The 14,218-nt window shown below is 68.0% G+C and carries 17 protein-coding genes; 10 read left to right on the top strand and 7 right to left on the bottom strand.

Annotation, left to right across the window (positions count from 1 at the left end; genetic code table 11):
* Positions 1–71 precede the first annotated feature (71 nt).
* The 5 genes from ACZ54P_RS38330 to ACZ54P_RS38310 all read right to left on the bottom strand — a co-directional run bounded on the left by ACZ54P_RS38330 (position 72) and on the right by ACZ54P_RS38310 (position 4,482).
* Complete coding sequence (locus ACZ54P_RS38330; RefSeq protein ID WP_465466522.1) at positions 72–815, bottom strand: lipoate--protein ligase family protein; 744 nt, start codon at positions 813–815, stop codon at positions 72–74.
* On the bottom strand, positions 812–2,197 hold the full coding sequence (locus tag ACZ54P_RS38325) for an NAD(P)(+) transhydrogenase (Re/Si-specific) subunit beta (RefSeq protein WP_465466521.1): 1,386 nt from the start codon (positions 2,195–2,197) through the stop codon (positions 812–814). Before ACZ54P_RS38325 ends, ACZ54P_RS38330 begins: the two co-directional genes overlap by 4 nt.
* Positions 2,194–2,493: an NAD(P) transhydrogenase subunit alpha part 2 gene (locus ACZ54P_RS38320; protein WP_037313815.1), complete on the bottom strand. Its 300-nt coding sequence runs from the start codon at positions 2,491–2,493 to the stop codon at positions 2,194–2,196. The genes ACZ54P_RS38325 and ACZ54P_RS38320 overlap by 4 nt, the downstream gene beginning before the upstream one ends.
* A complete protein-coding gene (locus ACZ54P_RS38315) occupies positions 2,493–3,599 on the bottom strand; it encodes a Re/Si-specific NAD(P)(+) transhydrogenase subunit alpha (RefSeq protein WP_465466520.1) in 1,107 nt (368 codons plus the stop codon). The genes ACZ54P_RS38320 and ACZ54P_RS38315 overlap by 1 nt, the downstream gene beginning before the upstream one ends.
* Before the next feature lie 226 nt (positions 3,600–3,825).
* Complete coding sequence (locus tag ACZ54P_RS38310; protein ID WP_465466519.1) at positions 3,826–4,482, bottom strand: TetR family transcriptional regulator; 657 nt, start codon at positions 4,480–4,482, stop codon at positions 3,826–3,828.
* A 103-nt stretch (positions 4,483–4,585) separates the two neighbouring features.
* On the opposite strand from ACZ54P_RS38310, the gene ACZ54P_RS38305 reads away from it, so the two are divergent.
* Genes ACZ54P_RS38305 through ACZ54P_RS38285 form a run of 5 tightly spaced genes read left to right on the top strand, consistent with a single transcriptional unit; the run spans position 4,586 to position 8,992 of the window.
* Entirely contained in the window at positions 4,586–5,677 is a 1,092-nt protein-coding gene (locus ACZ54P_RS38305; RefSeq protein WP_465466518.1) for a ferredoxin reductase, read from the top strand.
* 13 nt (positions 5,678–5,690) lie between these two features.
* A complete protein-coding gene (locus ACZ54P_RS38300) occupies positions 5,691–6,806 on the top strand; it encodes a fatty acid desaturase family protein (protein ID WP_465466517.1) in 1,116 nt (371 codons plus the stop codon).
* Positions 6,807–6,816: 10 nt separating this feature from the next.
* The gene (locus ACZ54P_RS38295) at positions 6,817–7,020 is read left to right on the top strand and encodes a hypothetical protein (protein WP_037313821.1); all 204 of its coding nucleotides are present in this window, start codon (positions 6,817–6,819) and stop codon (positions 7,018–7,020) included.
* Between the two features lie 47 nt (positions 7,021–7,067).
* Positions 7,068–8,333, top strand: a complete 1,266-nt coding sequence (locus ACZ54P_RS38290) for a sensor histidine kinase (RefSeq protein WP_465466516.1) — start codon at positions 7,068–7,070, stop codon at positions 8,331–8,333.
* Between the two features lie 14 nt (positions 8,334–8,347).
* Positions 8,348–8,992, top strand: coding sequence for a response regulator transcription factor (locus ACZ54P_RS38285; protein ID WP_465466515.1), 645 nt, complete (start codon positions 8,348–8,350; stop codon positions 8,990–8,992).
* Between the two features lie 65 nt (positions 8,993–9,057).
* On the opposite strand, the gene ACZ54P_RS38280 is transcribed toward ACZ54P_RS38285, so the two are convergent.
* Complete coding sequence (locus ACZ54P_RS38280; RefSeq protein WP_465466514.1) at positions 9,058–9,588, bottom strand: GNAT family N-acetyltransferase; 531 nt, start codon at positions 9,586–9,588, stop codon at positions 9,058–9,060.
* 31 nt (positions 9,589–9,619) lie between these two features.
* On the opposite strand from ACZ54P_RS38280, the gene ACZ54P_RS38275 reads away from it, so the two are divergent.
* Complete coding sequence (locus ACZ54P_RS38275; RefSeq protein WP_465466513.1) at positions 9,620–10,183, top strand: helix-turn-helix domain-containing protein; 564 nt, start codon at positions 9,620–9,622, stop codon at positions 10,181–10,183.
* 18 nt (positions 10,184–10,201) lie between these two features.
* Positions 10,202–10,612, top strand: coding sequence for a secondary thiamine-phosphate synthase enzyme YjbQ (locus ACZ54P_RS38270; protein WP_465466512.1), 411 nt, complete (start codon positions 10,202–10,204; stop codon positions 10,610–10,612).
* On the opposite strand, the gene ACZ54P_RS38265 is transcribed toward ACZ54P_RS38270, so the two are convergent.
* Positions 10,550–11,569, bottom strand: a complete 1,020-nt coding sequence (locus ACZ54P_RS38265; RefSeq protein WP_465466511.1) for a YhgE/Pip domain-containing protein — start codon at positions 11,567–11,569, stop codon at positions 10,550–10,552. The two genes, ACZ54P_RS38270 and ACZ54P_RS38265, sit on opposite strands and share 63 nt — an antisense overlap.
* A gap of 129 nt (positions 11,570–11,698) precedes the next feature.
* On the opposite strand from ACZ54P_RS38265, the gene ACZ54P_RS38260 reads away from it, so the two are divergent.
* Genes ACZ54P_RS38260 through ACZ54P_RS38250 form a run of 3 tightly spaced genes read left to right on the top strand, consistent with a single transcriptional unit; the run spans position 11,699 to position 14,172 of the window.
* Positions 11,699–12,385, top strand: a complete 687-nt coding sequence (locus tag ACZ54P_RS38260; RefSeq protein ID WP_465466556.1) for an HAD hydrolase-like protein — start codon at positions 11,699–11,701, stop codon at positions 12,383–12,385.
* Positions 12,386–12,394: 9 nt separating this feature from the next.
* On the top strand, positions 12,395–13,315 hold the full coding sequence (locus ACZ54P_RS38255) for a DUF8017 domain-containing protein (protein WP_465466510.1): 921 nt from the start codon (positions 12,395–12,397) through the stop codon (positions 13,313–13,315).
* Positions 13,312–14,172 carry a DUF8017 domain-containing protein gene (locus ACZ54P_RS38250; protein WP_465466509.1) on the top strand — a complete coding sequence of 287 codons (861 nt, stop codon included), beginning with the start codon at positions 13,312–13,314 and terminating at the stop codon, positions 14,170–14,172. Before ACZ54P_RS38255 ends, ACZ54P_RS38250 begins: the two co-directional genes overlap by 4 nt.
* The last annotated feature ends 46 nt before the right edge of the window (positions 14,173–14,218 follow it).

Raw genomic sequence — 14,218 nt, 5'->3', positions numbered from 1 at the left:
TCAAGCGAATGGGGCCCTTTTCGTCTCGTGAGTGTTAATGATGGTTCTAACCGTCATTACCACTCACGAGGCTATTTACGCTGAGCGCCTTCGGAGTGCCACCGCGAGTACTGGTACCGCGTGTGCCGGAGCGAGCCGTGCCACTCCCGCTCCGCCGCCGAGGGCTTCCGGGTGGTGAGTTCACCCAGTTGCGCGGCCGCCGCCGCGCGGACCGCGGCCGTGACGTCCGCGACACCTTTGCGCAGGCCATGATCGGCGAGTGACGCGACCCGGCTCCGATGTGAGTCGAGCGGACGGGGATCCGGCGGTGCCACGGTGAGGTACCGGCCGACCCGTTCGGCCGCGGTCGAAACGAGCAGGGTCGAATGCGCGAGCAAGCCCGTTCGCGTCCTGAACACGGCGAAACCGCACAGCTTGGCGTCACCGACGAACAGTCCTCGATCACCGAGCCGCGACGGCAGCCCGAGTCCGGCCACCGTCGCGGTCATCAGTTCTCCGAGTGCTTCGAGCGGCTTGACGGCTTTCGCCGACAAGCCGAGCCCCGGCAGGACGAGGGTGATGTTGAGATTGCCGGGATCGTGGAACACCGTGCCACCGCCACTGGCCCGGCGCAGCACCGGAACGCCGTCGCTCGCACAGACGTCGGCCTTGACCTCGCGTTCGATCTTCTGCCCCCGCCCCACGACCACACAGTCGGTGTTGCGCCAGATCCACAGGACCGGCGCTTCCGGTGCGGCGCGCAGGAGGGCTTCGTCGAACGCGAGGTTGTCGGCCGGGTCGTCGAACGACGCGACGACTTCCGAGGGGTCGGTCACAGTGCTTTGAGTTCCTCCACGATCTCGCCCACCGACGACTTCGCGTCGCCGAAGAGCATGCTGGTCTTCGCATCGTAGAAGAGTTCGTTGTCGATGCCGGCGAAGCCCGAGCTCATCGAGCGTTTGAGCACGATCACCGACCGGCTGTGGTTCACCTTGAGGATCGGCATCCCGTAGATGGGCGAGCCGGGATCGGTCTCCGCCGCCGGGTTCGTGACGTCGTTCGCGCCGATCACCAGCGCGACGTCGGTCTGGGCGAACTCGGAGTTGATCTCGTCCATTTCCTTGAGCTGCTCATACGGGACGTTGGCTTCGGCGAGGAGCACGTTCATGTGCCCCGGCATCCGGCCGGCCACCGGGTGGATGGCGTAGGCGACCGTGATCCCCTTGGCCTCCAGCAACTTCGCCATCTCGCGGACCACGTGCTGCGCCTGCGCGACGGCCATGCCGTAACCGGGGACGACCACGACCTTGTTGGCGTACGCCATCTGAATCGCGGTGTCGGACGCGCTGGTGCTGCGGACCGGCCGAACCTCACCGGAGCCACTGCTCGCGACCGCCGAGCCGCCACCGAACCCACCGGCGACGATGGCCGGGATCGACCGGTTCATCGCCTTCGCCATCAGGTTGGTCAGGATCGAACCCGAAGCGCCGACGATCATGCCCGCCACGATCAGCGCGGTGTTGTCGAGGGCGAGCCCCATGGCCGCCGCCGACAGACCGGTGAGCGCGTTCAGCAGGGAGATGACGACCGGCATGTCCGCGCCGCCGATCGGCAGCACGACCACCACGCCGAGCACGCCGGCGGCCACCAGCAGGCCGATCATCAGCAGTTCGGCGTCGCCACCGATGGCGATGACGACCGCGAGGACGACCGCGGCGATCAGGACCAGCGCGTTGACCGGCTGCTGCAGTTTGCCCAAGGTGATCGGACGGCCGGAGATGAGCTCCTGCAGTTTCCCGAACGCGATGTTCGAGCCCCAAAAGGAGATCGAACCGACGATGGCGGCGAACAGCGACGCGATCGCGACGTACGCCGGCTCGTGCGCGTAGCCGTCCGTGGTCCGGAACTCGACCCAAGCGATGAGCGCGACCGCCCCGCCGCCGACGCCGTTGAACAGCGCCACCATCTGCGGCATCGCGGTCATCTTCACCTTGCGCGCGGACGGCACGCCGACGACGACACCGATCGCGACACCGAGGGCGATCAACAGCCAGTTGCTCATCCCGGGGGTCAAGAGCGCCGCGATCACCGCGATGCCCATGCCGATCGCCGCGATCCAGTTGCCGCGCACCGCGGTGCGCGGACCGGTCAGGCCCATCAGTCCGTAGATGAACAGTGCGAAGGAAATGATGTAGAGGACGGCGATGAAGGTCGTCACTTGTCACCACCCTCTTCCGGCTTCTTCGCCTTGAACATCGAAAGCATCCGGTCGGTGACGAGGAAGCCGCCGACCACGTTGATCGTGCCGAAGGCGATCGCGATCACCAGCAGGATCTTGTTCAGTACGCCGTCCACCCCGAGGCCGAGCACGATCAGCCCGCCGAGCAGGACGATGCCGTGGATGGCGTTGGTCCCCGACATCAGCGGCGTGTGCAGCGTGTTGGGCACCTTCGAAATGACCGTGAAGCCCACGAATCCGGCGAGTACGAGGATCGCCAAACTGCCTACCAGCATCACTCGCCCCCTTCTTCTTTTCCGGCCACGCAGGCCCCGGCGACGATCTCGTCGGAGAAGTCGAGCGCGAGCTTGCCTTCCTTGTCGACGAGCAGTTCCAGCAGTTCCGTGACGTTGCGCGCGTACAGCTCGCTGGAATGCGCGGGCATCTCCGCGGCGAGGTTGAGCGGCGAGCAGATGGTGACGTCGTACTCGACGACCTCCTCGCCCGGTTTCGTCAGTTCGCAGTTGCCGCCGGACTCACCGGCGAGGTCGACCACGACACCACCGGCGGGCATGCCCTTCACCGCGTCGGCGGTGACGAGGGTCGGCGCCTTGCGGCCGGGGACGAGCGCGGTGGTGATCACGACGTCGAACTTCGTGATCGCCTCGGTCAGCCTGCGGTGCTGCTCGGCCCTTTCCTCTTCGGTCAGCTCACGGGCGTACCCGCCTTCGCCGACCGCCTCGATGCCGAGGTCGAGGAATTTCGCGCCGAGCGACTTCACCTGCTCGCCGACCTCGGGCCGGACGTCGTACCCGGTGGTCTGCGCGCCGAGCCGTTTCGCCGTGGCCAAGGCCTGCAATCCGGCGACGCCCGCACCGAGCACGAGCACCTTCGCCGGTGGCACGGTGCCCGCCGCGGTCGTCAGCATCGGGAAGAAGCGCGTGAGCTTCTCCGCCGCCAGCAACACCGCGCGATAGCCCGCGACACTGCTCTGCGACGACAACGCGTCCATCGCCTGCGCGCGGGAGATCCGCGGGATCGCCTCGACGGCGAAGGCGCGGACGCCCGCCGATTCGAGCGCCGCTATCCCGTCCGGATCACCCCGTGGATTCAGGAAGCCGATGAGAATGGTGCCCTGTTTGAGCTTCGCGACTTCGGCCGCGCTCGGCGGCGCCACCTTCACCACGATGTCGGCATCCCACGGGTCACCGATCACCGCGCCGGCCTGCTCGAAGGTCTCGTCGGCGAGCAGCGCGCCGGCACCCGCGCCGGGCTCGACCACCACCCGCAGTCCGCGTCCGGAGACGCGCTCGATGAGCTTCGGCACCAGCGCGATGCGGCGTTCACCTTGTCCGGTTTCCCGGACAACACCGACCGTGAGCTGCTCGTTTTCTGCCGCCACAGGCGACCTCCTCGCTGGAGAGGACCACACGAACCCGCACTGTTTACCACGTCCGACCGACAACTTTCCTGGCTGAACGTATCCGGACGACATCTTTCCGTGACATCGCTCATCACGATCGATCCAGCCATCGATCCAGGTGTGCGATGTCATAAGGGGTCCCCATAGGACCGCTTTCGTCCTATGGGGACCCCTTATGACACTTACGGAGCAACGGTTTCGTCCGTCACGGAACGCTGCGCCAGTTCGGCACCCCCAGGAAGATCAGCCGCAACCGCCGTTCGGCCGTGCGCACGATCTCCTTGTCGCGCGAAGGGGTCTCCAGTAACTCCAGCACCGTGGTGAGCATGGTGGTCACGATCAGGTCGGCCAGCAGGTGAAGGTCCTCCGTCGCCCATTCGCGGAGATTGTCGAATCGCACGAGATCGACGGCGAGCTCGCTGACGAAGAGCTTGAGTTCGAAGCCGATCGCCTGCTGGACCGGACCGGTGCCGCCGTAGCGCTCCCTGGTCAGGAAGCGGAAATGATCCTCGTGCGCCCGCACGTGCTCGTGCAGGATGCGCACCGACATCCGGATCATGTCGTTGTACGCCGCGGGCCTGGTGCGCGCCGAGCGGATCATCATGCGAAGCGTGCGCATCGATTCCTCGACGAGCGCCACGCCGAGTTCGTCCATCGACGCGAAATGGCGATAAAACGCCGTCGGCACGATGCCCGCCTGTTTCGCGACCTCTCGCAGACTCAGCCCGGAGAACCCGCGCTCCGCCACCAGATCCAGCGCGGCGTCCAGCAGGGCCTGCCGTGTGCGCTGCTTGCGCTCCTGCCGGGAAACGGGCTCTGTTGTCACGACGGACAGCGTAATCACCTCCGCGGTATCACCCACGTCACATCGCCATCCTCTCGCGTTGACAAGCGGGACCATCGCCACTTCACTGTTGAGTGTACAAGCGTTCACTGAATTTCTGGAAGAAAACCTGGGAGAAGTGATGACGGCACTCCTACCGCGCAGGGCCAGGCGGCTGGCCTCGCTGGCCGAGGCCCTGCTCACCCCCCATGGCATGGACCGCTACCTCGAACTCGTCGATCCGATGCTGGTCCGCCGCGAGATCCGCGGCCTGGTCACCGACGTCCGGCGGCAGACGCCCGACACGGTCACCCTGACCATCCGGCCGAGCCGGGCCTGGCGAGGTTTCGTCGCGGGTCAGTACGTGCGGGTCACCGTCGAGATCGACGGCGTCCGCCGGACCCGGTGCTACTCACCCGCCGGGTCGGAGCACGACCGCGCGCTGGAACTGACCATCAAGGCGGATCCGCAGGGCCTCGTCTCACGGCATCTGAACCGCGCGATCACGATCGGCTCCGTCCTCGGACTGTCCACTCCGGACGGCGAGTTCACCCTGCCTTCGCCGAGGCCGCGGCGGATCCTGCTGCTGAGCGGCGGGAGCGGGATCACGCCCGTCCTGTCGATGCTGCGTACGCTCGCGGACGAGCGATACGAGGGCGATGTCGCCTTCCTGCACTACTCCAACGGCGCCGAAGACGCGCTCTACCGCGCCGATCTCGGCGACCTCGCCCGCCGCCTCCCCGGCCTCCGGGTGGTACACGCGTTCACCCACGCGAAAACCGGCGGCGACCTGCACGGGTTCTTCTCGAAGGAGCACCTCGAGGAGGCCGCGCCGTGGTACCCCGACGCCGAGACCTTCCTCTGCGGTCCGAAGCCGCTGATGGATTCCGTTCGCGAGGCGTTCGAGGCCGACGGCCTGAGTGCACAGCTGCACACCGAAGAGTTCACTCCGCCCGCGCTCACCTTCGACACCGACAGCGCCGAAGGGCAGATCCGGTTCGCGCGCAGCGGCCGCGAGTTCGAGAACTCCGGGAAGCCCTTGCTGGAGCAGGCCGAGGACGCGGGTCTGCGCCCGGAACACGGGTGCCGGATGGGCATCTGCTTCTCCTGCACGCAGATCAAGACCTCCGGCTGCGTGCGCAACGCCAAGACCGGCGAGACCTCCAGCGAAGAGAACGAAGAGATCCAGCTCTGCATCTCCGTCCCCGTCGGGGACGTCGAGATCAACGCTTAGAAAGGACCGGACCATGACCGGCTTGCAGGACAAGCTCACCCCCGCCCAGGTCGAGGAGTTCGGCCGCGAACTGGACGAGATCCGGCAGCGGATCGTCGCCGACCTCGGCCAGGTCGACGTCGACTACATCCACAACATCATCAAGACGCAGCGCGCGCTCGAGGTCACCGGCCGCGGTCTGCTGTTCGCCGGCTTCTTCCCGCCCGCGTGGGTCGCCGGGGTGGCCGCGCTTTCGGTGGCGAAGATCCTCGACAACATGGAGATCGGCCACAACGTCATGCACGGCCAGTACGACTGGACGCGCGACCCGGCGCTGAGCTCCCAGAAATTCGAATGGGACAACGTCGCCCCCGCCGAGAACTGGCGCCATTCGCACAACTACATGCACCACACGTACACGAACATCCTCGACAAGGACCGCGACATCGGTTACGGCGTCCTGCGGATGGACCCGGCGCAGAAGTGGAACCCGTACTACCTCGGCAATCCGGTGTACGCCGTGGCGCTGGCGTTCATGTTCCAGTGGGGCGTCATGCTGCACGACCTCGAGTTCGACCGCATCGTCAAGGGCGAGCGCAAATGGTCGGACAACAAGGAGGTCGGCCTCAAGATGCTCAAGAAGGCCGGTCGCCAGGTCGGCAAGGACTACGTGCTCTTCCCGCTGCTGACCGGTCCGCTCGCGCCGTTGACCTTCCTCGGCAACGCGACCGCGAACCTGACCCGCAACCTCTGGGCGTTCTCCATCATCTTCTGCGGGCACTTCCCCGCCGATGTCGAGAGCTTCACCGAGGAGGAGACCGAGAACGAGTCGCGGGGTCAGTGGTACCTGCGGCAGATCCTCGGCTCGGCGAACATCACCGGCGGCAAGCTCTTCCACATCATGACCGGGAACCTGTCGCACCAGATCGAGCACCACCTGTTCCCCGACATCCCGGCGCGCCGCTACCCGGAGATCGCGGACGAGGTACGGGGAATCTGCGAGAAGTACGGCCTGCCGTACAACACCGGCCCGCTGCACAAGCAGCTGTTCTCGGTGGCCAAGAAGATCGTGAAACTGGCCATGCCGTGGAACGGTGAACCCCGCTCGACCGCTACCGTGGAAAGCGACAAGACCCTCCGAGCGGCATAAGGTGTCTGACATGGTCGGTCAGTTCGAAAGCACCAAGGACGTGGTCCAAGAGGTCACCGAGTCGGCGGCCACCCACATCGGCAACATCGCGACGATCATCACCGGCGCGATCCGGGACATCGCCCGCGAGACCGGCGATTGGCTGACGGACGTCATCGAGATGCGTGAGGCGTCACAGCGGGCGCAGGCGGACGAACAGCACCGCGAAGACTAGGGAAACCTGGATGGCCTGAGGCGGGTGGTCACGGCAGGCTGAAGGCCGTGACCACCCGCTTCGCCTCGCTCAGACGCGTCCTCGGCGCGCAGCTGAGCCGCGCGTACTGGGCCGAGCTGGCCTGGGTGCTGATCGGCGCGCCGCTGACGCTGGTGTTCGTGGCGCTCGTCGTCGTCGGACTGGTACTCGGGATCGGTCTGAGCCTGCTCACCATCGGGCTGCCGGTGCTCATCGGTGTCCTGGCGGGAGCGCGGCTGATCGGCGCCGCGCACATCGGGCTCGCTCGGACCCTGCTCGGCACGAAGGTCACGCCACCGACCCCACCGGAGCTGCGGCCGGGCCTCTGGAACGGGATCAAGAGCAAACTCGGTGATCCGGTGGGCTGGCGTTCGATCGCCTACCTGCTCATCCGCCTGCCGCTCACGCTGATCGAGTTCTTCCTGGTCTCGACGTTGTTCATCTACGCCGTGAGCACGCTGACCTACCCGCTCTTCTGGTTCACCCTGAACGGCGACGCCATGCCGACGTTCGACCTCCGCGTCGACACGTGGCCGCTCACCCTGCCGCTCGCGCTGACCGGGCTGGCCGTGCTGCTGGCGATGCCGTGGGTGGTCCACGGTCTGACCGAATTCGACCGGCTGCTGGTGCGCGCCGTCCTCGGCACCGAGGATCTGTCCCAGCGCGTGCGCGATCTCGAACGCAGCCGGGCGACCGCCGTCGACGACGCGGCACGGCGCCTGCGCCGGATCGAGCGTGACCTGCACGACGGCGCGCAGGCCCAGCTGGTCGCGCTCGCGATGAAACTCGGCATCGCGAAGGACGAACTCGCCTCGGAAGGCGCCGACGTCGCCCACGTCACGACCCTGGTCACCGCCGCGCATGCCAACGCGAAGCAGGCACTGGTCGAACTACGGGATCTCGCCCGCGGAATCCACCCGGCCGCGCTCGACGCCGGCCTCGACGTGGCACTGTCCACTTTGGCCGCCGGCTCGGATATCGACGCGCGGATCACCGTCGACCTGCCGAGCAGGCCGTCGCCGTCGATCGAGACCATCGCCTACTTCACCGTCGCCGAACTGCTGACCAATGCCGCCAAGCACACTTCGGCCGCGATCGAGGTCGATGTGGGCATCGTCGGTGACGTACTACGGCTCGTGGTGCGTGACGGCGGCGAAGGCGGGGCACGGCTGGAACGCGGCGGCGGGCTCGCCGGGATCGCCGAACGGCTCGCGACCGTCGACGGCGGGCTCGACATCGACAGTCCACCGGGAGGGCCTACGGTGATCAGCGCGGAGATACCACTACGGAAATAGGACATGGGGGCGGCGTGCGCGTCGTGATCGCGGAGGATTCGGCCATTCTGCGGGCCGGACTCGTCGAGCTGCTCAACCTTCGGGGGCACGAAGTCGTCGCGGCCGTCGCCGACGGCGACAGTCTGCGCGCGGCGGTCCGGGACCACCGGCCGGATGTGTCCATTGTGGATATCCGGATGCCGCCGACGCACACCGACGAAGGCCTGCGCGCGGCGATCGCGCTCCGCTCGGAACTGCCCGGTTGCGCGATCCTGCTGTTCTCCCAGTACGTCGAGACGCAGTACGCGACGGAACTCCTCGCCGACCGCGCGGGTGGTGTCGGCTACCTGTTGAAGGACCGCGTCGCGGAGGTGTCGGACTTCCTCGACGCGCTACGGCGGGTCGCCGAGGGTGAGACCGTGCTCGACCCGGAAGTGGTCAGCCAGCTCTTCAGCGCCACCCGGAAGACCGACGCGCTCGCCGGGCTGACCCCGCGGGAGCGGGAAGTACTGGGACTGATGGCCGAGGGGCGGTCGAACTCGGCCATCGCGGCGGCGCTGTTCCTTTCGGCGGGCTCGGTGGAGAAGTACGTGTCGAGCATCTTCGGGAAGCTGGCACTGCCTCAGTCCGAAGGGGACAACCGGCGGGTGCTGGCGGTGCTGCGATACCTGGAGTCTTAGTCAGACCTTCTCGTGAGTGGTAATGACGGTTCTAACCGTCATTACCACTCACGAGACCGGACGACTTACCGCGGCTCCACCGGTTCCCCGGCCGCCTCCGGCAGGCACAACTGCATCCACGCCACATCCCGCCAGGCCCCGTGTTTGTACCCGATCCGCTGGTAGGTCCCCACCGGCTCGAACCCCATCGCCTTGTGGAGACCCGCGCTCGCTTCGTTCGGCACCACCATTCCGGCGCAGAAGTTCCGGAACCCGCGCGACGCCAGGCTGTCCAGCAGCGCTTGGTAGAGCGCGCGGCCGCCACCCTTCCGCTGTCGGCCCCGCTCCAGGTAGACGCTGACCTCGCACGACCAGCGATACGCGGCACGGCCACTGAAAGGGCCCGCATACGCATAGCCGATGACGCGGCCTTCGTCGTCTTCGAGCACGAGCCAGGCATGCGACCGCTGCGCCTTGGCGATGCGCTCGGCCATCTCGTCCGGCTTGGGCGGCTCGGTCTCGAACGAGATCACCGTGTCGGTGACGTACGGCGCGTAGATCTCCGCGCACGCCGCCGCGTCGTCTGGGGTCGCTTCCCTGATCACCATGGTCAGCATAGTAGCCGAGACTGCTACTATAGTGATCAGCATGTCGGATCCCTTGTCCGCGTCGCTCGCCGCGACGCTCCAGTCCGCGAGAGTCGGCCAGAACCTCTCCGCCAACGCGCTCGCCGAGATGTCCGGCGTGTCCCGGGCGATGATCGGGAAGATCGAACGCGGTGAGGCGCAGCCGACGGCGGTCCTGCTCGGCCGGCTTTCGGCCGCGCTCGGGATGACGTTGTCCGAGCTGGTCGCGCGGGCGGAACACGGCGACCGACGGCTCGTGCGGGTGGCGGACCAGCCGACGTGGGTCGACCCGGACACCGGGTACGTGCGCCGCGCCGTCTCGCCGTCGCTCGGCGGACCGCTGGAACTGGTCGAGGTCGTGCTACCCGCCGGCGCCGAAGTCTCGTTCCCCGCCCACACCTACGCGCTGACCCACCACCAGATCTGGGTGCTCGACGGACACCTGCGGTTCCGCGAGGGCGACGTCGACCACGAACTCGACACGGGTGACTGCCTCCAGCTCGGCACGCCCCAGCCGTGCGCCTACGTCAACCCGACGGATCGGCCGGTGCGTTATCTGGTCGCGTTGGCCAGGCGGCACGCCTGAAGCACTACCGTGAAGGGCATGTACTCCACGGAGATCGAGGTGCGCACCGGCAGCGTGGCCGTGGTGCACGACCTGACCAAGGACGCCGAGACCTTCCTGCGCGACGCGGACGCCGAAGACGGGATCCTGCACGTCTTCGTGCCGCACGCGACGTCCGGGCTGGCGATCCTCGAAACCGGCGCGGGCAGCGACGAAGACCTGCTCACCGCGCTCGACGACCTGCTCCCCCGCGACGGGCGCTGGCGGCACCAGCACGGCAGTCCCGGTCACGGCCGTGACCACGTCCTGCCCGCGCTGCTGCCGCCGTACGCCACGATCCCGGTACTCGGCGGGGTGCCGGCGCTGGGCACCTGGCAGTCGATCTGCCTAGTGGACACCAACCTGGACAACCCGGTCCGGCGTGTCCGCTTCAGTCTTCTGGAGGGTTGATTTCCGGCGGGCTGACCGGCTCGGCCACAGCGCGAGCACCAGCCCGGCCACGAGCAGCGCGGCCAGCACCCAGACGGCGGTCGTGACGTCCGGCGCGCCGGGCACGCCCTGCAGCAGGCTGCGGAGACCTTCGGCCGAGAACCGGAACGGCGTCCAGGACCACAGCACCGCGCGGTAGGCGGGGTTCAGCAGTTCCGGCACCTGACCCGCGACGGCGGGCGCGATCAGGTACAGCGGGCCGAGGATCGCCATCGCCCGCACGCCGAGCAGCCGCAGCAGGCCGGTCTGCAGCGCGGCGAACCCGGTCGAGGTCAGGAAGAGGAACCCGAGGACGTCCCAGCCGAGCGGGAGCGAGGAGTCCCACAGTTTCAGGAACCCGGCCAGGACGCCGGTGACCAGCACGCCCGCCGAAACGATCTGCGTGAAGCGCGCGCCGACTCCCGCGTCTCGGCCGATCCGGTGTCCGACCAGGAGCAGCACGGCGCCCGCGACCAGGCAGCCGACCCAGGCCAGCGCGCTCAGCCCGAGCGGAGCGACGCGGCCCGCGGCGCTCGCGGCGTGCAGCGTCTCGACCTTCGGCGTCCCGCCCATCGCCTGCGCCGCGCCGGTCAGCACCTGCTGCGCGATCTGCGTGCCGGACGGATTCACCGCCCCGGAGACCACGACCGTCGACGGAAGTTCGAGTACGCCGTAGACCTCCTTGTCCTCCAACAGTTTCCGGCCTTCCGCCGGTGAGGTCACCCGCCAGGAGACCTGGTCTCCGCCGTGGGACGCGATCCCGTGCGCGGCCACTTGGAGCGGTCCCGGTGGCGCGGCGACGGCGATGGGGAGACCGTCGGGCGCGACGGTGGCCTGCGCACCGAAGGTGAGAAAGCCGAGTACGACGGCGACCAGCGCGCCTGCCGCGGCGGCGAGTAAGGCGAACGCCCCGGCGGGGCGCCGGCTCTGGGTCGGCATGACCATCCTCCATTTATTCTTCGCTTGTTGAATTAGTGCCTCAAGGTAAACCGTCACGAGCAAAGAAGTCAACAGACGTTGAATTAGCTCACCGGTACCGTCGGCGGCGTGACTACTCCGCACCGGCTCGTGCTGTGGGACATCGACCAGACCCTCGTGGACCTGCGCGGTATCGGCGCCGCCTGGTACACGGCCGCCCTCGCCGAGGTCGCCGGGGTCGAACTGCGGGCACTGCCGAACTTCGGCGGCCGCACCGAACGCGCCATCAGCGCGGACGTCCTGACCTCGCACGGCGTCGAGCCCACCGAGGAGAACGTGCGCAAGCTCTGGCTCGCGCTGATCGCGGTCTCCGAAAGCCACGCGCCGACACTGTCCTCGAACGGCCGCGCGCTCCCGGGCGCCAGGGACGCGCTGAACGCCTTCGCCTCGCACGGCGGCATCGTGCAGACACTGGTCACCGGGAACCTGCCGGAGATCTCCGTGCACAAGCTGACCGCGTTCGACCTGCACGAACACGTGGACTTCGAGATCGGCGGCTACGGCTCGCTTTCGGCGCACCGGCCCGATCTCGTGCCCGCGGCCGTCGGCAGCGCGTCGGCCAAACACGGCACCGAATTCGCGCCGACGTCGGTCGTCGTCATCGGTGACACCCCGGACGATGTGCGGGCCGCGCTCGACAACGGCGCCGTCGCGGTGGCCGTGGCGACGGGGCAGTTCAGCGCGGAGGAACTGGCCGACGCGGGCGCGCACACCGTGCTCCGCGACCTGACCGATCCGGCAGCGGTTCGTGCCGCTGTGCTCGGGAGCGCCGACTAAACTCGATTCATGGCATATCCAGGGGGCAACGGCTGGCCGGAGCAACCACAGCGGCCCGATCAGCGGCAACCCCCGCCATCGGGGTACCCGCCCCAGTACGCCCAGGATCCCCAGCAGCAGTACCAGGGCTACCAGCAGCCGAGTTTCCAGCAGTTCCCGCAGCAGACCTACCAGGGATTCTCTCCGGAACCGCCGAAGAAGGGCAAGAAAGGCCTGTGGATCGGCCTCGGCGCACTCGTCGTCGTCATCGCCGTCGGGGCCACGCTCTTTTTCGTCCTGCGCGACGGCGACGACCCGCGCCCTGAGCCCACTCCACCGCCCGCGGCCGCTTCCGCGTCGAAACCTCCGTCGACATCCCCAAGCGGTGACACCCCGGAGGACAACAAGGTCCCGGCCAAGACGTCAGGCTGGCAAGGAATCGTCTCCCGGCAGGACAAGACGGCGTACGACCTGCCCCCGACGGGCTGGGAGACCAAGCCGGGCTACAGCACCGGGAACACCGAGCGCGACCTGAAGATGGTCATCCACGAGGCGTCGCTGTACAAGATCGGCGCCTGCCCCGACGTCAGCGGCTCGAACCGGGGAACGGTCGGCTTCGCCACCGCGGATCAGATTCCGGTCGAGAACGCCGCCCGAGGCGCCGTCCGGCTCTGGATCCAATCCGCCACCGGCAAGACCGACGTGCCGCTGCCCGAAGTCAAGCAGATCCCGATCGCCGGCGGCACGATCCAGGCTCTCAGTTCCTCCGCTTCCTACACCCCGAGCGAAGGCGAAGGCTGCCGGGCGCCGAGCGTGAAAGTCACTTCCGCGGCGTTCAAGATCGGCGAACAGACCATCTGCTTCGTGATGATCCTCGACCAGGGCACCCCGGACGCCCTGTCCGAAGCGGACGCGCAAACGATCCTCGCGAGTTTGAGGCCACAGCAATGACCGGCCCCGGTGGGCGCCCCGGCGAACCGCGAACGTGGTTCGTCGATCCGCTCACCGGGCAACCGCTCGAATCCGAGACCGAACAGACGAAACCGATTCCCGTCGTCCGGGACGCCGTCTCGCCGCGCCGCCGCTTCCGCCTGCTGCCGACGCTGGGCGTCATCGGCCTGATCGTCGTCCTCGCGGTCGGCACGACGGCCACCTATCAGGCCAAAACCGTGCCCCCGCCGTCCGCCACGGACCTCGTCCTGCCCGATCCGGTGCTGCCCACCCGGATCGGCCCCGTGATCGCGGGCTGGCAGCCGGTGCTGTCCGACGATCACCCGCTCGTGTTCGACGTCCCGCCGGACTGGACGATCGAAGAGCCCGACGTCGCCGTCGGTTACGAAACTCCGGCCGGGGAACTGGTCACCTTGCAGGGCGTCGCCCGGTACCACCGCGATTTCTGTCCCGGCTCCGGACAGTCGGCGCGGGCGATGGCTGGGTTCACCACCCTCGACGAGGGCGAGGTCGGCGACATCGCACAGGCGGCGGAGGAGACGACCCTCCGGTGGGCCGAAGCCGCGTACGGCTCGATCGGCGGCGGACCCCCGAAGACCGAAACCGGCGCCGCCGGGCCGGTGAGCGTGCTCGACGGCGGCACGATCGCCACGGCCGTGACCACGACCGTCGTCCCCACCGCCGACGGGCCGTGCGCGGCACCCTCGGTCTCGATCACCGCGATCGCCCTGCCACCGCGCGCCTTGCCCGGATCCGGCCGCTACCACGTCCTTCTGGTACTGGCGGACCAGGGAATCCCCGGTGCGATAGCCAGGGACATCGTCCTCAAGATGGGTGGAAGCATCCGTCGGGAGTAGCACTCCCCTAAGGGAAATATGGGTCCCCTGCCCGATGTCCCGGCGG

The sequence above is a fragment of the Amycolatopsis sp. NPDC034160 genome (assembly GCF_055575355.1).
Note: the sequence above shows the minus strand (reverse complement) of the source record. Positions and strands in the feature narration are given on the sequence as shown.

Bases quoted from the DNA above. Each gene is read 5' to 3' on its own strand.
- ACZ54P_RS38320 (WP_037313815.1), bottom strand. From the start codon at position 2,493: ATGCTGGTAGGCAGTTTGGCGATCCTCGTACTCGCCGGATTCGTGGGC.
- ACZ54P_RS38305 (WP_465466518.1), top strand. From the start codon at position 4,586: ATGACGGCACTCCTACCGCGCAGGGCCAGGCGGCTGGCCTCGCTGGCC.
- ACZ54P_RS38300 (WP_465466517.1), top strand. From the start codon at position 5,691: ATGACCGGCTTGCAGGACAAGCTCACCCCCGCCCAGGTCGAGGAGTTC.
- ACZ54P_RS38295 (WP_037313821.1), top strand. From the start codon at position 6,817: ATGGTCGGTCAGTTCGAAAGCACCAAGGACGTGGTCCAAGAGGTCACC.
- ACZ54P_RS38280 (WP_465466514.1), bottom strand. From the start codon at position 9,588: ATGCTGACCATGGTGATCAGGGAAGCGACCCCAGACGACGCGGCGGCG.
- ACZ54P_RS38275 (WP_465466513.1), top strand. From the start codon at position 9,620: ATGTCGGATCCCTTGTCCGCGTCGCTCGCCGCGACGCTCCAGTCCGCG.
- ACZ54P_RS38270 (WP_465466512.1), top strand. From the start codon at position 10,202: ATGTACTCCACGGAGATCGAGGTGCGCACCGGCAGCGTGGCCGTGGTG.
- ACZ54P_RS38265 (WP_465466511.1), bottom strand. From the start codon at position 11,569: ATGCCGACCCAGAGCCGGCGCCCCGCCGGGGCGTTCGCCTTACTCGCC.
- ACZ54P_RS38255 (WP_465466510.1), top strand. From the start codon at position 12,395: ATGGCATATCCAGGGGGCAACGGCTGGCCGGAGCAACCACAGCGGCCC.
- ACZ54P_RS38250 (WP_465466509.1), top strand. From the start codon at position 13,312: ATGACCGGCCCCGGTGGGCGCCCCGGCGAACCGCGAACGTGGTTCGTC.